The organism is Niabella sp. CPT15-335-S11 (assembly GCF_058792415.1).
This window is the reverse complement of record NZ_JBYTEI010000002.1, coordinates 493,655-513,299: the sequence shown is the minus strand read 5'-3', so window position 1 is coordinate 513,299 and position 19,645 is coordinate 493,655. Positions and strand designations below refer to the sequence as shown.

General features: G+C 47.1%; 12 protein-coding genes. 8 read left to right on the top strand and 4 right to left on the bottom strand.

The features are described from left to right. Positions 1–80: 80 nt before the first annotated feature. The 8 genes from AC3WS5_RS08695 (at position 81) to AC3WS5_RS08660 (ending at position 12,954) form a co-directional block, all read left to right on the top strand. Complete coding sequence (locus tag AC3WS5_RS08695; protein WP_492466909.1) at positions 81–1,241, top strand: DegT/DnrJ/EryC1/StrS family aminotransferase; 1,161 nt, start codon at positions 81–83, stop codon at positions 1,239–1,241. Positions 1,242–1,375: 134 nt separating this feature from the next. Beyond that, positions 1,376–2,293: a serine hydrolase gene (locus AC3WS5_RS08690; protein WP_492466908.1), complete on the top strand. Its 918-nt coding sequence runs from the start codon at positions 1,376–1,378 to the stop codon at positions 2,291–2,293. Positions 2,294–2,402: 109 nt separating this feature from the next. Then, complete coding sequence (locus AC3WS5_RS08685; RefSeq protein WP_492466907.1) at positions 2,403–5,936, top strand: protein O-mannosyl-transferase family; 3,534 nt, start codon at positions 2,403–2,405, stop codon at positions 5,934–5,936. Positions 5,937–6,139: 203 nt separating this feature from the next. Further along, positions 6,140–7,237 (top strand): vWA domain-containing protein, encoded by a 1,098-nt coding sequence (locus tag AC3WS5_RS08680; RefSeq protein ID WP_492466906.1) that lies wholly within the window; start codon positions 6,140–6,142, stop codon positions 7,235–7,237. Positions 7,238–7,464: 227 nt separating this feature from the next. Continuing rightward, entirely contained in the window at positions 7,465–9,000 is a 1,536-nt protein-coding gene (locus AC3WS5_RS08675; RefSeq protein WP_492466905.1) for a MoxR family ATPase, read from the top strand. Positions 9,001–9,259: 259 nt separating this feature from the next. After that, complete coding sequence (leuC, locus tag AC3WS5_RS08670; RefSeq protein ID WP_492466904.1) at positions 9,260–10,663, top strand: 3-isopropylmalate dehydratase large subunit; 1,404 nt, start codon at positions 9,260–9,262, stop codon at positions 10,661–10,663. An 80-nt stretch (positions 10,664–10,743) separates the two neighbouring features. Further along, on the top strand, positions 10,744–11,340 hold the full coding sequence (gene leuD, locus AC3WS5_RS08665) for a 3-isopropylmalate dehydratase small subunit (RefSeq protein ID WP_492466903.1): 597 nt from the start codon (positions 10,744–10,746) through the stop codon (positions 11,338–11,340). A 39-nt stretch (positions 11,341–11,379) separates the two neighbouring features. Further along, a complete protein-coding gene (locus tag AC3WS5_RS08660) occupies positions 11,380–12,954 on the top strand; it encodes a hydroxymethylglutaryl-CoA lyase-like TIM-barrel protein (protein ID WP_492466902.1) in 1,575 nt (524 codons plus the stop codon). Positions 12,955–13,086: 132 nt separating this feature from the next. On the opposite strand, the gene AC3WS5_RS08655 is transcribed toward AC3WS5_RS08660, so the two are convergent. From AC3WS5_RS08655 to AC3WS5_RS08640, 4 genes are all read right to left on the bottom strand, one after another. Continuing rightward, positions 13,087–15,333 carry a Tex family protein gene (locus AC3WS5_RS08655; RefSeq protein ID WP_492466901.1) on the bottom strand — a complete coding sequence of 749 codons (2,247 nt, stop codon included), beginning with the start codon at positions 15,331–15,333 and terminating at the stop codon, positions 13,087–13,089. A gap of 134 nt (positions 15,334–15,467) precedes the next feature. Further along, positions 15,468–16,148 carry a DUF4294 domain-containing protein gene (locus tag AC3WS5_RS08650; RefSeq protein ID WP_492466900.1) on the bottom strand — a complete coding sequence of 227 codons (681 nt, stop codon included), beginning with the start codon at positions 16,146–16,148 and terminating at the stop codon, positions 15,468–15,470. Between the two features lie 215 nt (positions 16,149–16,363). Further along, positions 16,364–18,964 (bottom strand): cytochrome c biogenesis protein CcsA, encoded by a 2,601-nt coding sequence (ccsA, locus tag AC3WS5_RS08645; RefSeq protein WP_492466899.1) that lies wholly within the window; start codon positions 18,962–18,964, stop codon positions 16,364–16,366. 6 nt (positions 18,965–18,970) lie between these two features. Continuing rightward, a complete protein-coding gene (locus AC3WS5_RS08640) occupies positions 18,971–19,423 on the bottom strand; it encodes a cytochrome c maturation protein CcmE domain-containing protein (protein ID WP_492466898.1) in 453 nt (150 codons plus the stop codon). Positions 19,424–19,645 lie beyond the last annotated feature (222 nt).

Here is a 19,645-nt window from a genome sequence, read left to right as displayed (position 1 = left end):
GGGTGCCACTTCTACTTGTAACGCGAAGTTGGGGTCAATGAGGTAGGAAAGCATAACTAAACTAAAACCGAAAAACTTTTATGCAACCATTAGCTTTCAACAAGCCGATGGATGAATTGCCACTCATGCAAACCAATGAGGGTATTGTTTTGTTTCATCCGCACATCGGCAAGAACGCAAAAAAATATGTAGCCGAAACCTTAGACTCCCGCTGGATTGGCCAGGGTCCCCGGGTAAACGAATTCGAAAAAAAATTCAGCCACCGGTTTGGCCCTACCTGCAGGGCGCTGGCGGTTGGATCGGGTACAGACGCCTTACACCTGGCATATATTTTAAGTGGATTAGAACCGGGTGACGAAGTGATCGCGCCAGTGTTTACCTGTACGGCGACCAATATTCCTTTTCTTTACATGGGTGTGAAGATCGTCTTCGCCGATGTGGAGGCCGATACACTGAATATAGATGTCGATCATGTCCGGCGGTTGATCACCCCAAAAACGAAGGCGATCGTCTGCGTGCACTACGGCGGGCTACCCTGTAACCTGGATGAACTGCACGCCCTTGCCCGGGAATATGATCTGAAGGTTATAGAGGATGCCGCTCATGCCCTGGGTGCCCAATATAAGGGCAATTTCATAGGTGATATCAGTGATTTTACGATGTTTTCGTTCCAGGCTATTAAACATATTACCACGGGAGATGGTGGTATGCTGATGATCAAAGACCATTCGTTAGCGCCGAAAGGCGACCGGATCAGGTGGTTTGGCATTGACCGTACAGCAAAACAAAACGGTCACTGGGAAAACGATATTACTGAGATCGGTTATAAATATCAGATGACTGATATTGCAGCTTCGATGGGTCTGGCAGCATTGGAGGATTTTAATGAGACCTTTTCTCTACGACGCAGGCTGTTCGCAAGATATAATACACTCCTAAAGAATAACGGCGATATCCAGGTCATCGGAGCAGATGAAACCGAAAAAGTGCACGCCGCCTGGATGATGACCATCTTGGCTGATCGCAGGTCCGATCTGCAGCGTTATTTGAGGGAACATGGTATAGAGAGCTCACAGGTACATTACCGGAACGACCGCTATACCATATTTGGCGGCCGCCAGTACGACCAGTTTCCGAATATGGATGCCCTGGAAGACAAATACCTGGTGCTGCCTTTGCACACAAAGATGCGGGTAGAGCACGTGGATTTCATTTGTGACGTTTTGAGCAGGGGTTGGTAGATAGCCCGCTCCTTCAAACGTAGAAGGCGTCCGCCCGCGGACGCTTTTTTTGGACGATCATTTTCAGCGGTTTAGCAGGGGTGTTCATTTATTAAATTTGGAAACCGGGCGTTGAGACCTCAAATTCGATATTTTTGGGATCGAAACGATCATTTCCGATGATGAAGAAACGCTGGCTATTTATCTTGATTGCTTACATGCTTGCCGGTTGCGCAACCCAAAAAGGGTACCATGTCGTGCACCGGCAGATCACGAAGGAGTTTGACATGCCCGGCACCGTGCTGGGGCTTGCTTTCAAAGATCTGCAAAATGGAAAGACCATCCTGATAAATTCCAAAAAAGGCTTTCATGCCGCCAGTACATTTAAAGCACCGGTTTTAATGGAAATCTTCCGGCAACAGGAAGCCGGCAAACTTTCACCGGAGGATTCAATATCCGTGACAAACAGCTTCCACAGCATCGTGGACGGCAGCAGCTACACCCTTGATGCGGCGAGTGACGGAGAGCAGGAGCTTTATAAAAAAGTTGGGAAACATGAAACGGTTCACAACCTGGCTGTGGCGATGATTACCAGGAGCAGCAACCTGGCCACAAACCTCCTGCTGCAAAAAATCGGCGCGGAAAATGTCATGAATTCCCTGCAGGATGCGGGAATCCCTGGTATCGATGTGCTCCGGGGTGTGGAAGATATTAAAGCCTATGAAAAGGGGCTAAGTAATACCGTTACAGCCCGTGGGTTGATGTTGTTCTACAGTAAAATGGCATCAGGCGAACTGGTCAGCAAACGTGCCAGTGAAGAAATGATCAGCATCCTGCAGGGCCAGCAGTTCAACGAGATCATACCGGCGCTCCTGCCGCAAACGGTGCGTGTTGCCCATAAGACCGGTTCTATATCAGGGCACGAGCACGATTCGGGGATCGTTTTCCTGCCTGATGGCAGAAGATATGTATTGGTGCTTTTGTCACGGTTCGAAAACGAGAAGCCGGAAGAAATAACCCGTAAACTGGCCCGGATCTCCAGGATCATCTACGATCATCTGATGAAGGAGTAATTCTTTTTGGAAACGTCTGATTTGTAAAAATTTATTAATACCTGGATGCCTGTTCACTATGAGGGGTTTATTCCTATTTTTGCGGGCATCAAACTAATGTTACTATAACATGAATTTCAGAAAAGTAAATAATCTGACAGGATGGGCCGTTTTTGTCATATCCCTGTTGACTTACGCACTTACCCGTGAGGCGCGCGGTTCTTTTTGGGATTGCGGAGAATTTGTAGCCTGTGCCTACAAACTCGGTATGCCCCACCCGCCCGGAGCGCCTGTGTTTACCATGGTTGGACGGCTTTTTATTATCCTGTTTGGCGATAATCCCATGACGGCGGCCAACGCTGTGAATTTCATGAGTGCGTCTGCAAGCGCAGGCACCATTTTGTTTCTTTTCTGGAGTATCACACACTTTGCCAGAAAAATGTTTGTAAGCGCCGGAGAAGCTTTGTCATCTCAGCAGATCTTCACAGTGATGACTGCGGGTGTGATCGGAGCCCTGGCTTATACCTTCACCGATTCATTCTGGTACAGCGCAGTGGAAGGCGAGGTATATGCCCTGTCTTCTTTCTTTACGGCTCTTTTGTTCTGGGCGGCCCTGCGATGGGAACATGCTGATGAGAAGGCTGGCTCAGATGAAGCAGCGAGGGCAAAGGCCGACCGCTGGTTTGTGTTTATATTTTTCATGATGGGATTAGTTATCGGCGTTCACCTACTGGGTATCCTCACCATACCACCCATTGTAATGATTTATTACTATCGTCGCTATCAACCTACGCTCAAAGGCAGTATTATCGCATTTCTGATCGGTTGTCTCATTACGGGCCTTGTGCAGGTGGCGGTGATCCAATACAGCATGAAAGCTGCCGGGCTTTTCGATGTGTTGTTCGTAAACAATTTCGGGCTGCCGTTTTTCTCCGGGTTTGCGTTCTATTTTATATTGATTGGCCTGCTGATCGTATGGGCATTGAATTTCAGGGAAAACATATCAAGAAAAGTACTGATCACCTGGTCAGCCTTGTTTTTTGCGCTGGCATTTCTGCCCTTCGCCTATTCGGGTTCGATGGCCGGTTTTAAGATCGTCCTGCTCCTGGCTGTGGGTGCATTCCTGGGTTATCTGATCAAACCTACCGCATTGAAGATCCTGAAACTTGCCCTCTGGTGTTTTGCCTTTATCATGCTGGGTTATTTTATGTACTTCACGTCAATCATCAGGAGCACAGCAAACCCGGCTATCGACATGAATAACGTGGATAATCCGATTAACCTGGTTTACTATCTCAGCCGCGAACAATACGGCAGCGCTCCGCTCATCTACGGCCCTCATTTTGCAGCAGAGGTAGATTATGGAGAAAATGGCGATCCCTATTCATATGGTGAAATGCAATATGTGAAAGGAGAGAAGAAATACATTCCTACCGGAAGGAGCCGCGAGGTAAATTATCAAAGTGCGGATAAGCAGCTCTTTCCACGGATCTGGGACTCCAGTAACGACCAGTACCATGCCCAGTTTTATGCCGATTGGCTAAATCTGGAGGTGAGCCGGGATCCGAACACGGGTCAGACGAAATATGCGGCACCCTCGTATGTGGATAACGTGAAATGGTTCTTGTCGTACCAGCTCAGCTTCATGTACATGCGTTACTTTATGTGGAATTTCGCCGGGAAACAGAACGATATTCAGGGCTTTGGGAATAAACGAGACGGAAACTGGATATCAGGAATACCCGTCATTGACAACACGTTACTTGGCGATCAGTCTAAAATGCCTGAGAGCATCCGGCATAACCAGGCAAATAACAAATTGTATCTGCTGCCGTTGCTACTTGGAATTATCGGATTGGTTTATCAGTTTATACGAAACAGAAAAGATTGGATTGTCATCTTCCTGCTTTTTTTCTTTACTGGCATTGCCATTGTGCTGTATTTAAATCAGCCCGGCAACCAGCCGAGAGAACGGGATTATGCCTACGCGGGGTCTTTCTACGCCTGGGCTTTCTGGATAGGATTGTCCGTCGTCGCGTTTGTGCGAATGGCCAGGGATCTTGCCGATAAGGAAACGTTCAAGAAAATGCTAATATATGGCGGTTCACTCACTTTCGTGATGATTGCGGCGAGCACGCTTTGGGGCTCAGCATTTCCAAATATCCTGGCTAGTCTGTTTGGCACCGCGCTCTTTCTTGTAGTACTGTACCTATTTGTTTATATCATCAGAGGGTTATCCAATAAGGGTACGAATTTCCGAGTCGTCAATATCGTCACCGCACTGCTGTGCCTCGTCACCCCGGTACTGATGGCTCAGCAGGAATGGAACGATCATGACCGCAGTAAGAAGACCCTGGCGCCTGCGCTGGCTAAAGATTACCTGGAAAGCTGCGCGCCAAATGCGATCCTGTTCACCTTCGGCGACAACGATACTTATCCGCTTTGGTATGCGCAGGAAGTGGAAGGCGTTCGTACGGATATCCGGATCATCAATACCAGCCTGCTGGGAATCGATTGGTACATCAACCAGTTACGTTACAAAATAAACAATGCTGATAGTGTCAATGTGATCTGGACGCCCGAACAGATAGAAGGTCACAACCGAGAAGTCGTGTATGTTAGGCCACCCGAGCCGGGGCAGCAGGTCGACGCCAATGCTTATTATCCGCTTTATACCGTGATGAAAGAGGTATTGGGTCAGAAGGTAGCCGATCCAGAAAGCGGCAGGGATGTGGGACCGACGAGATTGCCCATCAGGAAATTTTCCGTTGCCGTTGATGCAGAACTGGCCAGGAAAAATGGTACGGTAAACGCGACTGACAGCGTGTTGAGTCACATGTTGTTTGAAATACCGGCGGAGAGAGGAGTTCTGACCCGCAGTGATCTGATGATCCTGAATATCATCTCAACCAACCAGTGGCACAGGCCTATTTATTTTACCGCGCCTTATGGAGAGCTTGGATTTGGCCAGTATCTGAGAAAAGATGGTTTGAGTTTCCGGCTGGTACCGATCATTACCAAGCCGCTGCAGCAAAACTGGATTACGGACCAGGCAATGCGGGAAGTAGGGGCCGGAGGAACACAATTGAGGGATAACAACCTGGATGCTATGTATAAGAACCTGATGTCGAAATATGAGTTTGGAGGAGCAAACCTGAACAGTGTTTATTTCGATGAAGAGAACCGGCGGCATTTGTTGAATATCCGCGGCATTTTTGCTGAAGCAGCAGGGAACCTGGCGGACGCGGGGAAGAAAGACGAGGCGGCGAAACTGTTGCAGAAAGCCGAACAGGGGATTTCTACCAAAAATCTACCTTACGCAATGGTGAGTCGCTATAGTCAGCACAATCAAAATGCGTTAGTCTATGCAGAAGCGTTTTATAAGGCAGGCAAGCTGGCTGAGGCCAGGAAAATTTCGGCTGCCATTCGCAAGGACGTAACTGAACAAAAGAACTATTACGAATACCTCAGGGTCGAAAAACCGGAATACTATCATGGGCTCGGTGGTGTCGAAGCGCAGTTTAATGAGTTGATGGGACATGTTTTGGAAAAGATCGAAGAACATTATGATCCGCTCAGAAAGAACCCGGGAACGCCCGCACTGGAACTGGAACAAGCCGGTAAGGCAGCAGATAGTTCGAAGCAACACGCTAATCCAAAATAAATTAGCAGAAAATTATCAATTTCATTTTTTCAGCCCCCCCTCGGTTTTGCGGGGGCTTTTTTTTAACCTTTCGACGGCTAAACTGGTAAGAAAAAAGCTGGAGTAGCTTGGAACCATGGCTATTCTGGGCATGGGGCTTCCATGATCGAAATTCCAGCGTTCCGGCTGAACCTTTAGTAATCCTTATTTGTTAACTTGCTGTTATGCGCGGATTCCATTTTTCAAGATATGAAGCAAACGGCCAGGGTAAAAGCGCCTTTGAGACCCTACTGGACTTGTTTCTGCAACTGCTAACTTATACGAGTGGCGATGCAGGAGAAGCACTTCGATGGCTCAATGAGCTGGATAAGGAGTACAAGCTCACTGGTGAAGACTACGGTATGGGCGACTTTCTGGAAGAATTGAAGGGAAAAGGATATCTAACGGAAAATAACCAGACTGGTGAAATTAAAATAACCGGGAAGACAGAACGCGGCATCAGGAAAAAAAGCCTTGAAGAAATTTTCGGCAAACTGAAAAAGACAAAACGGGGCGATCACGCAACTTTTAAAGCCGGGCAGGGTGATGAAACGAACCCGGAAACCAGGCCATTCCGGTTTGGCGACATGCTGGAACAGATCGATTTTACGGAGTCGATCCGGAATGCCCAGATCAGCCATGGTATAGAAAGTTTTCAGATGCGTGAAGATGATCTGAGTATCCGCGAAACTGATTTTAAATCGCAGACCTCCACGGTGCTCATGATCGATATTTCTCACTCCATGATACTTTATGGGGAAGATCGGATCACGCCTGCCAAGAAAGTGGCAATGGCCCTGAGCGAGCTGATCACGACCAGGTATCCCAAGGATACGCTCGATATTGTTGTTTTTGGCAACGATGCATGGGTCGTTGAAATTAAGGATATACCCTACCTTCAGGTAGGCCCTTATCATACTAATACTGTTGCGGGACTGGAGCTCGCGATGGAGATTCTGCGGAGAAGAAAAAATGCGAATAAGCAGATTTTCATGATTACCGATGGAAAACCGACCTGCCTGAAGATCGGGAAAAGGTATTATAAGAATTCTTTCGGGTTGGATCGAAAGGTTGTGAACAGGTGTCTGAGCCTCGCGGCCAGTTGCAAAAAATTGAAAATTCCGATCACCACCTTTATGATCGCCACGGATCCCTACCTGCAGCGTTTTGTGCAGGAGTTTACCGAAATGAACCAGGGTAAAGCATATTTCGCGTCTTTGGATAATCTGGGGACCTTTATTTTCAAAGATTTTGAAAGCGGGAAAAACAAACAGGTCTACTGAATCTGAAAGAAAATCTCACCACAAAGCGAATTTTACCGATTCATGATGCGGATAGCCGGGAAAAGGGTGAGGACGGTCGGAAATTATTTTGTTTACAAGCTCAAACAGTGACGGTGATTCCAAACCGGTTATTCGTTAGGATCCGGTGAAGCCGGGTAGTGAAGATGAGAAACACTGAAAGGGAAATACGATATCGTAACATTAAAACCTAAAATAGTCCTGAACAAATGCTTCAAAAGATATTAACATTAGGCGAATTAAAAGCCACCGGGTACAAGAGTCGATCGGTTAAAGAAGAGATCCGCGAAAATCTGATCAGGAAACTCAGGGCAGGAGAAAACACATTCCCGGGAATTGTGGGTTATGAGGATTCTGTGATACCCGAAACGGAACGCGCTCTGCTCAGCAAACACAATATACTTTTCCTTGGTCTGAGAGGCCAGGCCAAAACCAGGCTGGCCAGGCTGATGGTGAACCTCCTGGATGAATACATTCCCGTTGTCAGTGGCAGTGAGATCAATGACGATCCGCTGAATCCCGTGTCAAGATATTCCTTAGACCTGATTGTCGAACATGGAGATCAGACGCCGGTTGAATGGTTACACAGAAGCAAGCGTTACGGTGAAAAACTTGCCACACCGGATGTTAGTGTGGCAGATCTGATCGGAGATATTGACCCCATCAAAGCGGCGAACCTGAAGCTGAGTTTTGCCGATGAACGCGTATTGCATTACGGTATCATCCCCCGAAGCAATCGCAGCATATTTGTGATCAATGAACTGCCCGATCTGCAGGCCAGGATTCAGGTGTCGCTGTTCAATATTCTCGAAGAAGGCGATGTGCAGATCCGGGGATTCAAGCTCAGACTGCCCTTAGATATCATGTTCGTATTTACTGCGAACCCCGAAGATTATACGAACCGGGGATCGATCGTTACTCCACTGAAAGACCGGATAGAGAGCCAGATCCTGACCCACTACCCCAGATCCATCGAAAATGCGCTCGAGATCACGGAACAGGAGGCCGAAATACACGATGATCAGGTTAAGAAGATCATGATCAGCGACCTCGTTAAGAGATTGATTGAACAGGTGGCTTTCGAAGCCCGGAGCAGCGAGCTGGTTGATAGGAAAAGCGGTGTCAGCGCCAGGCTGACCATTTCGGCATTTGAGAATGCGGTATCTGCTGCCGAACGAAGGGCGCTGCTAAACCAGGAAAACACGACGCAGGTCTGGATTGCTGATCTCATGGGGATCATACCTTCTATTACCGGTAAAGTGGAACTGGTTTACGAAGGTGAGCAGGAAGGTCCCTACCAGGTGGCTATGAATCTATTGGAAAAAGCGATGCGCACGCAGTTTGCCCGCTATTTTCCCAATCCCGAACAGTTGAAAAAAAGAAGAAATACCGGCAAGCCATCAATGGAGGCCAGGGAAGATGAAAACCCTTACCGGGCGATTGTCTCCTGGTTTGACCAGGGTAACCAGCTCAATATTCCCATTCAGACCAAAGACAAGGACAAGATCAAAATGCTTCACTCCGTGCGCGGACTTCACGAACTGGTGAAAAAATATTTTGCCGGCGCGAATGAAATGCAAACCGGACTGCTGATGGAGTTTGTATTGCATGGACTGGCCGCTTACTCCATGCTGAGTAAGAAATTTATGGAAACCCGGATCGAATTTAAAGACCTGTTTGGCAGTATGCTGGGCGCTGGTGCAAATCCCGATGAAACGTTGGAAACGGGTTATGATGAGGTCTAGTTTTTCGTCGTTGGGCTTTCCAGCCCTGAAGAAGCGGCACCGAGCGAATTAATGAGGCCAGCAAAGGCGATATTTGTTTGAATTACGTACAACCGTTTGTATAATATTGCATAATTTTTAAAAGTCTTGCTAAAAGCTTGAGCAATCACCAACAGATTAGCAGAATTCTTGTTATTTTTACACGCTCTGGTCGTCTTTACCCGGATGGTTAAAGGTTTACCAGGGGTAAAGTCATTTCGTTTTAAATTTAATCGTAGACATGAGTAACGCTACTACACTGTTTGATAAGGTCTGGGATGCACATGTAGTGCGGCAGATACCTGAGGGTCCGGATGTGCTTTTCATCGACCGGCATTTTATACATGAAGTAACCAGTCCTGTTGCTTTTTTGGGTTTGGAAAAAAGAGGGATCCCCGTTTTGTATCCACATCGCACTTTCGCCACGGCCGATCATAATACACCAACGATCAACCAGCATTTACCGGTACAGGACCCGCTTTCCGCCAACCAATTGGAGGCGCTTTCCAGTAATGCAAGAAAATGGGGTATTTCATTATGGGCGCTCGGTAGTCCTAAAAACGGTATCGTGCACGTGGTAGGTCCGGAAAACGGGATTACCCAGCCGGGAATGACCATTGTCTGTGGTGATTCCCATACAAGTACGCACGGAGCTTTTGGTTGCATAGCATTTGGCATCGGCACTTCGGAAGTGGAAATGGTACTTTCTTCACAATGTATCATGCAGCCCAAACCCAAGAAAATGCGGATCACGATCAATGGTCGTTTGGGGAAAGGCGTATTACCTAAAGATGTGGCCCTCTACATGATCTCGCGGATCTCTGCCAGCGGGGCCACCGGTTATTTTGTTGAGTACGCGGGCCAGGTGTTCGAAGATATGAGCATGGAAGGGCGCATGACCGTCTGCAATATGAGTATAGAAATGGGTGCGCGCGGTGGAATGATTGCGCCTGATCAAACGACGTATGATTATATTAACGGGCGCGAAAAAGCGCCAAAAGGGGAGGACTGGAATAAGGCTGTTGCCTATTGGAGTACTTTAAAAACCGATGCAGACGCAGTTTTCGACAGGGAACTGGTTTATGATGCAGCCGATATAGAGCCGCAGATCACTTATGGTACCAATCCTGGTCTCGGCACCGGTATTACAAAAAATATTCCGGTTGCAGGTGAGGTGATCGACGGTGAAGCTTCGTATAAAAAATCGCTGGCATATATGAATTTTGAGGAAGGCGAAACCATATTGGGTAAGAAGATCGATTATGTGTTTCTGGGTAGTTGCACGAACGGACGTATCGAAGATTTCAGGGCCTTCGCCAGTATCGTGAAAGGGAGAAAGAAAGCCGATAACATCACAGCCTGGCTGGTACCAGGATCGCATATTGTGGAAGAACAGATTAAATCAGAAGGGATCCTGGACATTCTGACCGAGGCCGGATTTCAATTGCGTCAGCCTGGCTGCAGCGCCTGCCTGGCCATGAACGACGATAAGATCCCTGCCGGAAAGTATGCAGTTAGTACCAGCAACCGAAACTTTGAAGGGCGCCAGGGACCCGGTGCGCGTACGCTGCTTGCAAGCCCTTACGTAGCCGCGGCAGTGGCTGTTACTGGTGTGGTAACGGATCCAAGAGAATTGATAGATTAATTAACTGTGCGAAGACGGCTAATATCTAATTATTAATATCCCTGCCTGCCGATAGGCAGGTAATATCTAATATCTATTAAATGGCATACGATAAATTTACAATACTTACATCCACTGCAGTTCCCCTGCCGATTGAAAACGTGGATACCGATCAGATTATCCCCGCCCGCTTTCTGAAAGCCACCCAACGCAAGGGGTTTGGCGATAACCTTTTCCGTGACTGGCGTTATGATGGCGATGATACACCCAGGCGCGACTTTGTACTGAATAATCCTGTTTATTCCGGTAAGATCCTGGTCGGGGGAAAAAACTTTGGGAGCGGGAGCAGCCGTGAACACGCGGCCTGGGCTATTTATGATTATGGTTTCCGTTGTGTGGTGAGCAGTTTCTTTGCCGATATCTTTAAAGGTAACGCGCTTAACGTCGGTATTCTTCCGGTTACAGTCAGTCCTGAGTTTCTGGATAAAATATTTAAAGCAATTGAATCAGAACCGGCGACACAACTCGAAGTAAACCTGCCCGAACAAACCATATCGATCCTATCAACCGGGGAAAAAGAGCGTTTTGACATCAATGCATACAAGAAGCACAATATGATGAACGGGTTTGATGACATTGATTACCTCCAGAACATAAAAGGTGAGATCACCACTTTCGCTGATAATAGTTTTTACTAGTCCGCTTAAGCGACCAGTACACATATTTATTAAGACTTAATGAGCACAGCTACAAAAAAAATTTCCACTTTGGCTGCAAACAAGCCGGCAGCCACTTCCGGGGCCCGCTATCTGGAGATTATGGATACCACGTTACGGGACGGCGAACAGACTAGCGGAGTTTCCTTTACTGCGCAGGAAAAACTCACCATCGCCCAATTACTACTTACGGAAGTCAAAGTGGACCGAATTGAAATCGCTTCGGCAAGGGTAAGTGAGGGCGAATTCCGGGCCGTGAAAAAAATTACTGAATGGGCGCGGGAGAATGACTTCATCGACCGGATCGAGGTTTTGACGTTTGTGGACGGTGATACATCCATCAAATGGATGGAGAATAGCGGTGCCAGGGTTATGAACCTGCTTACTAAAGGTTCTATGAACCACCTTACCCATCAGCTAAAAAAGAAGCCGGAGGAACATTTCAAAGACGTGGCTGAAGTCATCAGGCTGGCGCAATCGAGAGCCATGGATTGCAATATTTATCTCGAAGACTGGAGTAATGGTATGCGTCATTCCAGAGATTATGTATTTCAATACCTCGATTTTCTGTCGGAGCAACCGATTAAAAGGGTACTGCTGCCCGACACATTGGGTATATTGATCCCGGAAGAAACTTCTAGGTACCTTACTGAGATCGTACAACGTTATCCCGACCTGCACATTGATTTCCACGGTCATAATGATTATGGTCTTAGTGTGGCCAATGCCATGGAGGCTGTGAAGGCCGGTGTTAAAGGACTTCACCTGACCATCAACGGTATGGGTGAACGGGCCGGGAACACACCGCTGGAAAGTACGGTGGCCGTGTTGAACGATTATCAGTGCAGCGCCAGGACATCCGTGAACGAAAAAGCGTTGTATAAAGTGAGCAGGTTGGTGGAAGCGTTTTCCGGATTCAGGATTTCACCCAACACGCCTGTGGTTGGTGAAAACGTGTTTACGCAAACGGCAGGAATTCACGCCGATGGGGATAAGAAAAAGAATCTGTATTATAACGATCTGATGCCCGAGCGCTTTGGGCGTAAGAGAAAATACGCGCTGGGAAAGACTTCTGGCAAGGCCAACATTGAAAATAACCTGCGGCAACTCGGCATCCAGCTTTCTGATGAGGATCTCAGGAAAGTCACCGCGCGAATCATTGAGCTTGGAGATCTGAAGGAGATGGTTACACAGGATGACCTGCCCTATATTATATCAGATGTGCTGGACAGCATCAGTATCGCGGTGAGAGTGGAGGTGGAAGACTATGTGCTGACACATTCCAAAGACATGCGTCCATCCACAACCATCAAACTCAGGTTTGGGAATGAGCTGGTTGAAGAACATGCGCAGGGTGACGGGCAGTACGATGCATTCATGAATGCGCTGCGCAAAATCTATCATCAGCGTAAATTGAAGCTTGCCAAGTTGATAAATTACGGAGTGAGGATCCCGCCCGGTGGTAAGTCTGACGCCCTCTGCGAAACCCATATTACCTGGGAACATAATGGCAGGGAATTCACCACGACCGGTCTGGATAGCGACCAAACCGTTGCCGCTATCAAAGCAACTCAAAAGATGCTGAACCTGATTTGATCCCGCGGACCCCATCTTTGGCTAAAGCTGCATATTAATATTGTATTTATTTATATGTGTATTAATATAAAATAAATAATGTATATAATATGTATTCTAGAATCTAACGTCTAATATCTAACATCTCCAGACCTATTTCTCAAACTTCTTCCTCAATGCATCCAAGCTAGACTTGAAATTATTTTTAGGAGGCGCTTTTGTGCTTGATCCTTTGGAGGAATTTCCATTCGATTTATTGTTCTTCTCACCAGCCTCGCGGATACTCAGTGAAATTCTTTTGCGCACAACATCTACTTCAAGTACGGAGACCATCACCTTCTGATTGAGTTTTACTACATCGTTGGGATTTTCAACAAATTTATTGGCGAGATGAGATACGTGCACCAGTCCATCCTGTTTGACACCCACATCAACGAACGCACCAAATTTTGTGATATTGGTGACAATACCCGGCACAATCATGCCCGGCTTCAGGTCTTCCATCGACGAAAGCCCCTCTGCAAATTGAAATTCTTCAATGGCTTCCCGCGGATCACGACCCGGTTTCTCCAACTCTTTCAGAATGTCTTCAATGGTATATTGCCCCACCGTTTCGCTGACAAAATCTTTAGCCCGGATCTGCTTGCGCATATCCTCTTTTGAAATCAAATCACTAACCGTACAATGGAGCTTTCCGGCCATAGCTTCAACCACCGGGTAACTTTCGGGGTGTACAGCCGAATTATCCAGAGGGTTAGCGCCCTCCGGAATGCGTAAAAAGCCCGCACACTGCTCGTAGGCTTTGGGCCCCAGCATAGGGACTTTCAATAACTCATCCCGCTTGCCGAATGCGCCGTTCTTAGTCCGGTACTCCACAATATTTTTTGCTGTGGTGGATGTCAATCCTGAGACATACATCAGCAGGTGTTTGCTGGCCGTGTTCAGATCCACACCGACGTAGTTTACACAACTTTCAACGACGTGGTCGAGGCTTTCCTTCAGCCGGTTTTGGTTTACATCGTGCTGGTACTGCCCAACGCCGATACTTTTTGCATCGATCTTAACCAGCTCACTGAGCGGGTCCAGCAGGCGGCGACCGATACTGATGGCGCCTCTGACCGTAACGTCTTCATCAGGGAACTCTTCACGCGCTACTTCACTTGCAGAATAAATAGATGCACCGCTTTCGTTCACCATAAAGATGGCAACAGGCCTTCCAAAATCAATACTGCGCACCAGTTTTTCCGTCTCCTTACTTGCCGTTCCGTTACCGTAGCCGATGGCTTCTATCCGGTAATGGTCAACCATGTGTTTGATGGAGCGGACAGCATTGGACCAGTCATTTTGCGGTGCATGCGGAAAGATAGTTTCATATTTCAGGAAAGTGCCATTTTCGTCCAGGCAAACCACCTTACATCCAGTACGAAAACCGGGGTCAATGGCCAGGACTCTCTTATGCCCCAGCGGTGATGCAAGCAGCAGTTGACGAAGGTTCTCGGCAAATACACTGATCGCTTCCTCGTCAGCCTTTGCTTTGCTGCCCAGGCGGAATTCCGTTTCGATAGCCGGTTTCAGTAATCGGGAATAGCTATCTTCAATAGCCAGAGATAGTTGACCCGAGGCTTCATTAGACGAAGTGACAAACTGGTTTTTCAATTCTCCGATAGCGCTGTCTTTTTCAATGGAGATATCCATAATCAGGAATCCTTCTTTTTCACCTCTGCGAATGGCCAGGATACGATGTGAAGGCGACTGCGACAGCGGTTCCCTGAAATCAAAATAGTCCCTGTATTTCTGTGCTTCCGCATCTTCTTTCTTAGTCGTCAGCACCCGGGCAGAAACGGTCGCGCTTTCTTCAAACGTCGACCGGATCAGCGTTCTGGCCTGTTCGCTTTCTGCTATCCATTCAGCCATGATATCCCTGGCGCCCTGCAGCCCTTCGGTCACATCTTTGACATTTTCAGTAATGTATTTTTGTGCTTCTGTTTCTGCATGTATATTCTGTTGTTCGAATAATAATTTCGCTAATGGCTCCAGCCCTTTTTCTATGGCCACGGTTGCCCTGGTTTTTCGTTTGGGTTTATACGGCAGATAAATGTCTTCCAGTTCAGTTGCCTGTATGGTCGACTGAATACGCAATTTTAATTCCGGTGTAAGTTTGCCCGCCGCTTCTATCGTTTTCAAAACGGTTTCTTTCCTTTTTTCAAGGTCGTCGAAATACTTGATCCTGTCAATAACCTCAGCCACTTTTACTTCATCCATATTGCCCGTGGCTTCTTTGCGGTAGCGGCTGATAAAGGGGATCGTGGCGCCCTCCAGGTGAAGCTGTTCCACGTTGCCTATCTGTTTCACATTCAAGGAAAGTTCTGTAGCTATCTGCTGTATATATTTCTGGTCCATCGTAAAATAATTTTTATCGGGCGGCAAAACTAAGGGTAATTGAATGCCTGAGGAAGCAGAAGTTTTCAACAAGGGTGCGATATTACTAAGCTCGTGCCGGGTCGGGCTTAAATGTAATCTGTTGTACTGCGGAATTACTGCCGTTTATAAGGGTTGTTATACCAGGTAGCATCTATTTCTTTTGCAAAGATGTCAATCTGGTGATCAAACGGGTCTTTGGGATTAAAGTCTTGTTTGAGGTTTCCTCCGTAAAAGTAGGCCACGGTTTGATAGAGTCGCGTATTAAACCCACCCTTGTATTCTTTCAGGATATCATAACAATTATTTCCCGTTTGTCGGTTGATCAGTTTCATCAGAACCTTGCCCTGGTACACCGAGAGATTTGAAAGCGGATCTGCGAATTGTTTCTTAAGGTCTTTTTCTTTTGATTTAATGATCGCACGCCTGGTACCGTTATCGTGGATCTTTTCCAGTTGTGCATTGAGTTCGTTGATGGTATAGCCCGCTGCCCGTGCGTATGGGTAACAGATGAAGACAGCGTTGCGTAACCTGGCCCAATCTGCTTTTATTTTTGCCAGTTGCGCCAGGGAAAGATTTGAAACCCAAATATTTTCTTCTTCACTGTAGGGCATCATCTTAAAATCATAGTAAGTGGTGCCGTACCAGATGGCTGCTATTTTGAGACTGTCATTGGGACCCCAGTCTTTCATGATCTCTTCCAGGGGCGGCTTTGGAGGTACGAAGATACTGTCCGGTTTCTGCGCATGCAGATCATCCGCACAGACAAATGGCCTTATTACAAAAAATAAGACCATCAGAAATAAATATTTCAGGTAGCACTTCAAGAATACAAAGGTACGAAGGAACTGTTAATTCGATGTTCCTTTCGATGCTGATTTCCGATTACAACTCTGTTAAAAAAAGGGGAAACTATTCCGATAAGCCCAATAGATACAGCCTTTACAACGAGATGACGATTGAAAAAAGCCAACCTATAAAGCTACTGATTTTCAGGCGTTTTTCCAAATATTTATTTAGCGGCCAGCGGTGGTTTCCGGTTTTGAGCGATCCGGTGGAACATGCTGATCAGTCCGCCCAGCACGGTGAGAATCACGCCTCCCCACAGCAGGTTGATATACGGGAACTTGTAAGCTTTCAGGGTCACGTACTGCAGGACAGCGGTCGATTCTTTTACGCCGATATCCGCGCGATGACCGTCTACCCGATTTAACTGTAGGATCAGGTTCTGGGTCATTACAGTGTCCTGCGACTGGAATAAAACGCGATCGCGCCCCTTGATCATGAGCAGATCAGACTGGTAGGAGGGACCATTCAACTGCTGAATCTTCAGGGACGCTGTATAGCCTGTATCTGCCTTTGCGAAACCGGAAACAGGCAGGTTATCTTTGCCGACGAGCCGCTCAAGAATGATGTATCCCCTGCTGTAAAAGATAGTATCACCCGGAGCTTTCAAGTATGAAGTAAAACTGGCTGTGTCTTTATTTTTTTCAGGATTCGGCAAAGCCGACACATACGTGAAGATATCATGGTCCCAGTAATGTCTGGAGGAAGGGTTTGCCATCAGCCCCTCGTTGCCTTTATAGTTTACAAAAGCATTTGGCCACAAAACAAAATTTTCGTCTTTGGATTTAAAATCAATCCGGAAATAAGTCTGTTGTTTTTTTGGATGGGCAGAATCTCCCAGGTAAGTGACTTTATATTTTCCCATCGTCATCGGAACATTTTTCACCAGGGTGAGATTTTCCCCGGTTTTTTCTTTGCTCTGCGCCCCAAAGTCGATAGGAATACCACTGGTGTTCAGCGATAACACTTCTTTTTTACCCGATGAAAGCAGGATGCCTACCAGCACCAATCCGAAACCTGCATGGGCGATAGATCCACCGGCCTTAGACAGATTTTTCTTCTGGACGGTAAACATGTAGTTGAGATTCGCAACCACCGCGTATACGCTTGCTACAAGTGCCAGCCAGATGTTGATCATAAATCCCAGACCTTCCTTGTTATATTCGATCTTGATGAACACCAGGATAAAAGTGGCTATGAGGGCACTTAAAACTGTTGGTTTTACGATCCGTTTCAGGAAGAAATCTTTCGGGGTAGATTTAAACCGTAAGTACTGGGAGACGGCGGTCAGCAGTCCTACAATTATCGCCACCAGGATCTGGATTTGGTTATATGCGAATTCACTTCTCTCGCCGGGAGCTTTATTCAGATTAAAGAGTTTGTTGAATACGGGGAGAGAGGTCTGAAAAATAATGATCATCGCTGCGAGGAAGAATACCAGGGATCCTATAAACATCCAGAACTCTCTGGAGCTGGCTTTTTCTTCCTGTTTGTCTGCAGGCACCACTTGATTCATCAGGACTACAAAAGTGATTACGCCGGCCAGGATAACATATAATGGGAAACCTGGTACATGATCCGTCAGGAAATAAGTAGCCAGGGAAAGCAGGACGACAATACCCGCTATTAGCCTGCGTTGGCGGCCAGCCTTAGCTGCAAAAAAAGCCGGAAGCCAGGTGAAAACGATCATAAACAAGAATAATTGTCCGTTCATGCCAATGTCTGCAAATGCGTGTACCGACGCATCACCTAATACGCCACTCTTTGTAAGGAACGTGGAATAAACAACAAAAATAAAGGCTAGTGCAAAGAAGAGAAAAGTGGATCGCAGGGAGTGGCCGGTCTTTTTGAATATGATCATCGTGTGCATGGCTGCGACAAGGATCATCCAGGGAACCAGCGAAGCATTTTCAACCGGATCCCATGCCCAGTAGCCGCCAAAATTCAAGGACTCGTAAGCCCATTTGGCACCCATCATGATTCCCAGGCCCAGAACGGATATCGACAGCAACGTCCAGGGAAGGGCCCTTTTAACCCACCCGCCGGTATTCCGGGTCCACAAACCCGCCATCGCAAATGCGAAGGGGATAAGCACGGACGCAAAACCCAGGAACAGCACTGGTGGGTGAATGACCATCCAGTAATTTTGGAGGAGCGGGTTTAAATCGTTCCCATCGTGTATCATTGAAAGGTAGTCGGGTCTGATGGGCTGGCTCAGGTCCATACCGAGGTGCATAACCGGGGCTTGATCCAGCACACCCGATTCGCGGAGAAGGACAAAGGGGTTCGATCCAATCTTCATGTCGGCCACCTGAAGTCCCAGAATCATAGCGGCCAGGAAAAACTGGGCAAAGCTCACAATGGCCATAACCGGCGCTTCCCATTCCTTTTCTCTTTTTATGATGATAAGTCCCAGTACACAATGCCAGAAAGTCCAAAGAAGTGTGCTGCCTTCCTGCCCTTCCCAGAAAGCGCTCAGAATATATTTAGGTTCCAGCGAAAGGCTGCTGTGCTGCCAGGCATATTTGTATTCAAACAGGTGATGAAATAATATGTGCAGGAGAGCGGCAAAAATAGCGATCACTGAAATGGTCTCGGTAAAAAAAGCGATTCTCGCCATACTGAGCCAGGCGCGCTTATCGCCGGGGTCACTGCTGCCGGTCGCCTTGAAATATCCAACGCTGGCTACCAATGAAGCTACAAGGGCTAGAACAACAAAAAAGTGACCGGCCTGGCCGGGAAACAGATGCTCTCCTACGTATTGCATGATCATTTATTGTTTGGCGACCGCTGGTGTCTGTGGAAGGTAGGATGTTTTTGGCGAAGGAGGCATAGGTCCCTTGTGCATGGCGGGGTTTTCATCCTTGTATTTGCTGGGGCATTTAGTCTGAATACTCTGACAAACAAATTTACCATCCTCGTATTTACCTTTCATGACCAGTCGTTCACTCAGTTCAAAGTTTTCAGGTTTTGGGCTGTGGTATACGACGGGTATTTTTTGACCAAGGCTATCAACAGCGGTGAATGCCAGGTAGTTTGGATTTTTAATGGCGTCGTATTCCAGGGGTTCCGATTTGTCCCACCGGGCCATCAGGTGGACAAATTTACCTGGCTTGGCTTTGGCTGTTGCAACCGTGTCGTAAGTTGATGTGGTTTGCAGAAAACTGACCAGTACTGCAATAGCCACAGCGATCAGGACCAGAAAAATGATATGCATCTTACTCATTACCCGCAGATTTTTGCAAAAGTAAGCCAAATATAGCTTACCCAAGTGTAACACGTCTGGGAGCTTTTTGTTGAGGTTGACGGGATTTATTTTTAAGGTTAACGGTTGGCTTCGCAGGTTTTATCAGGCTAATGCAGAGGACCCAGGTTTCGGATTCCTGCCAGCGGGGATAGGTAACATACGTTAGTTTATACTGATAGCCATTATATTTGTAGTTAAAAA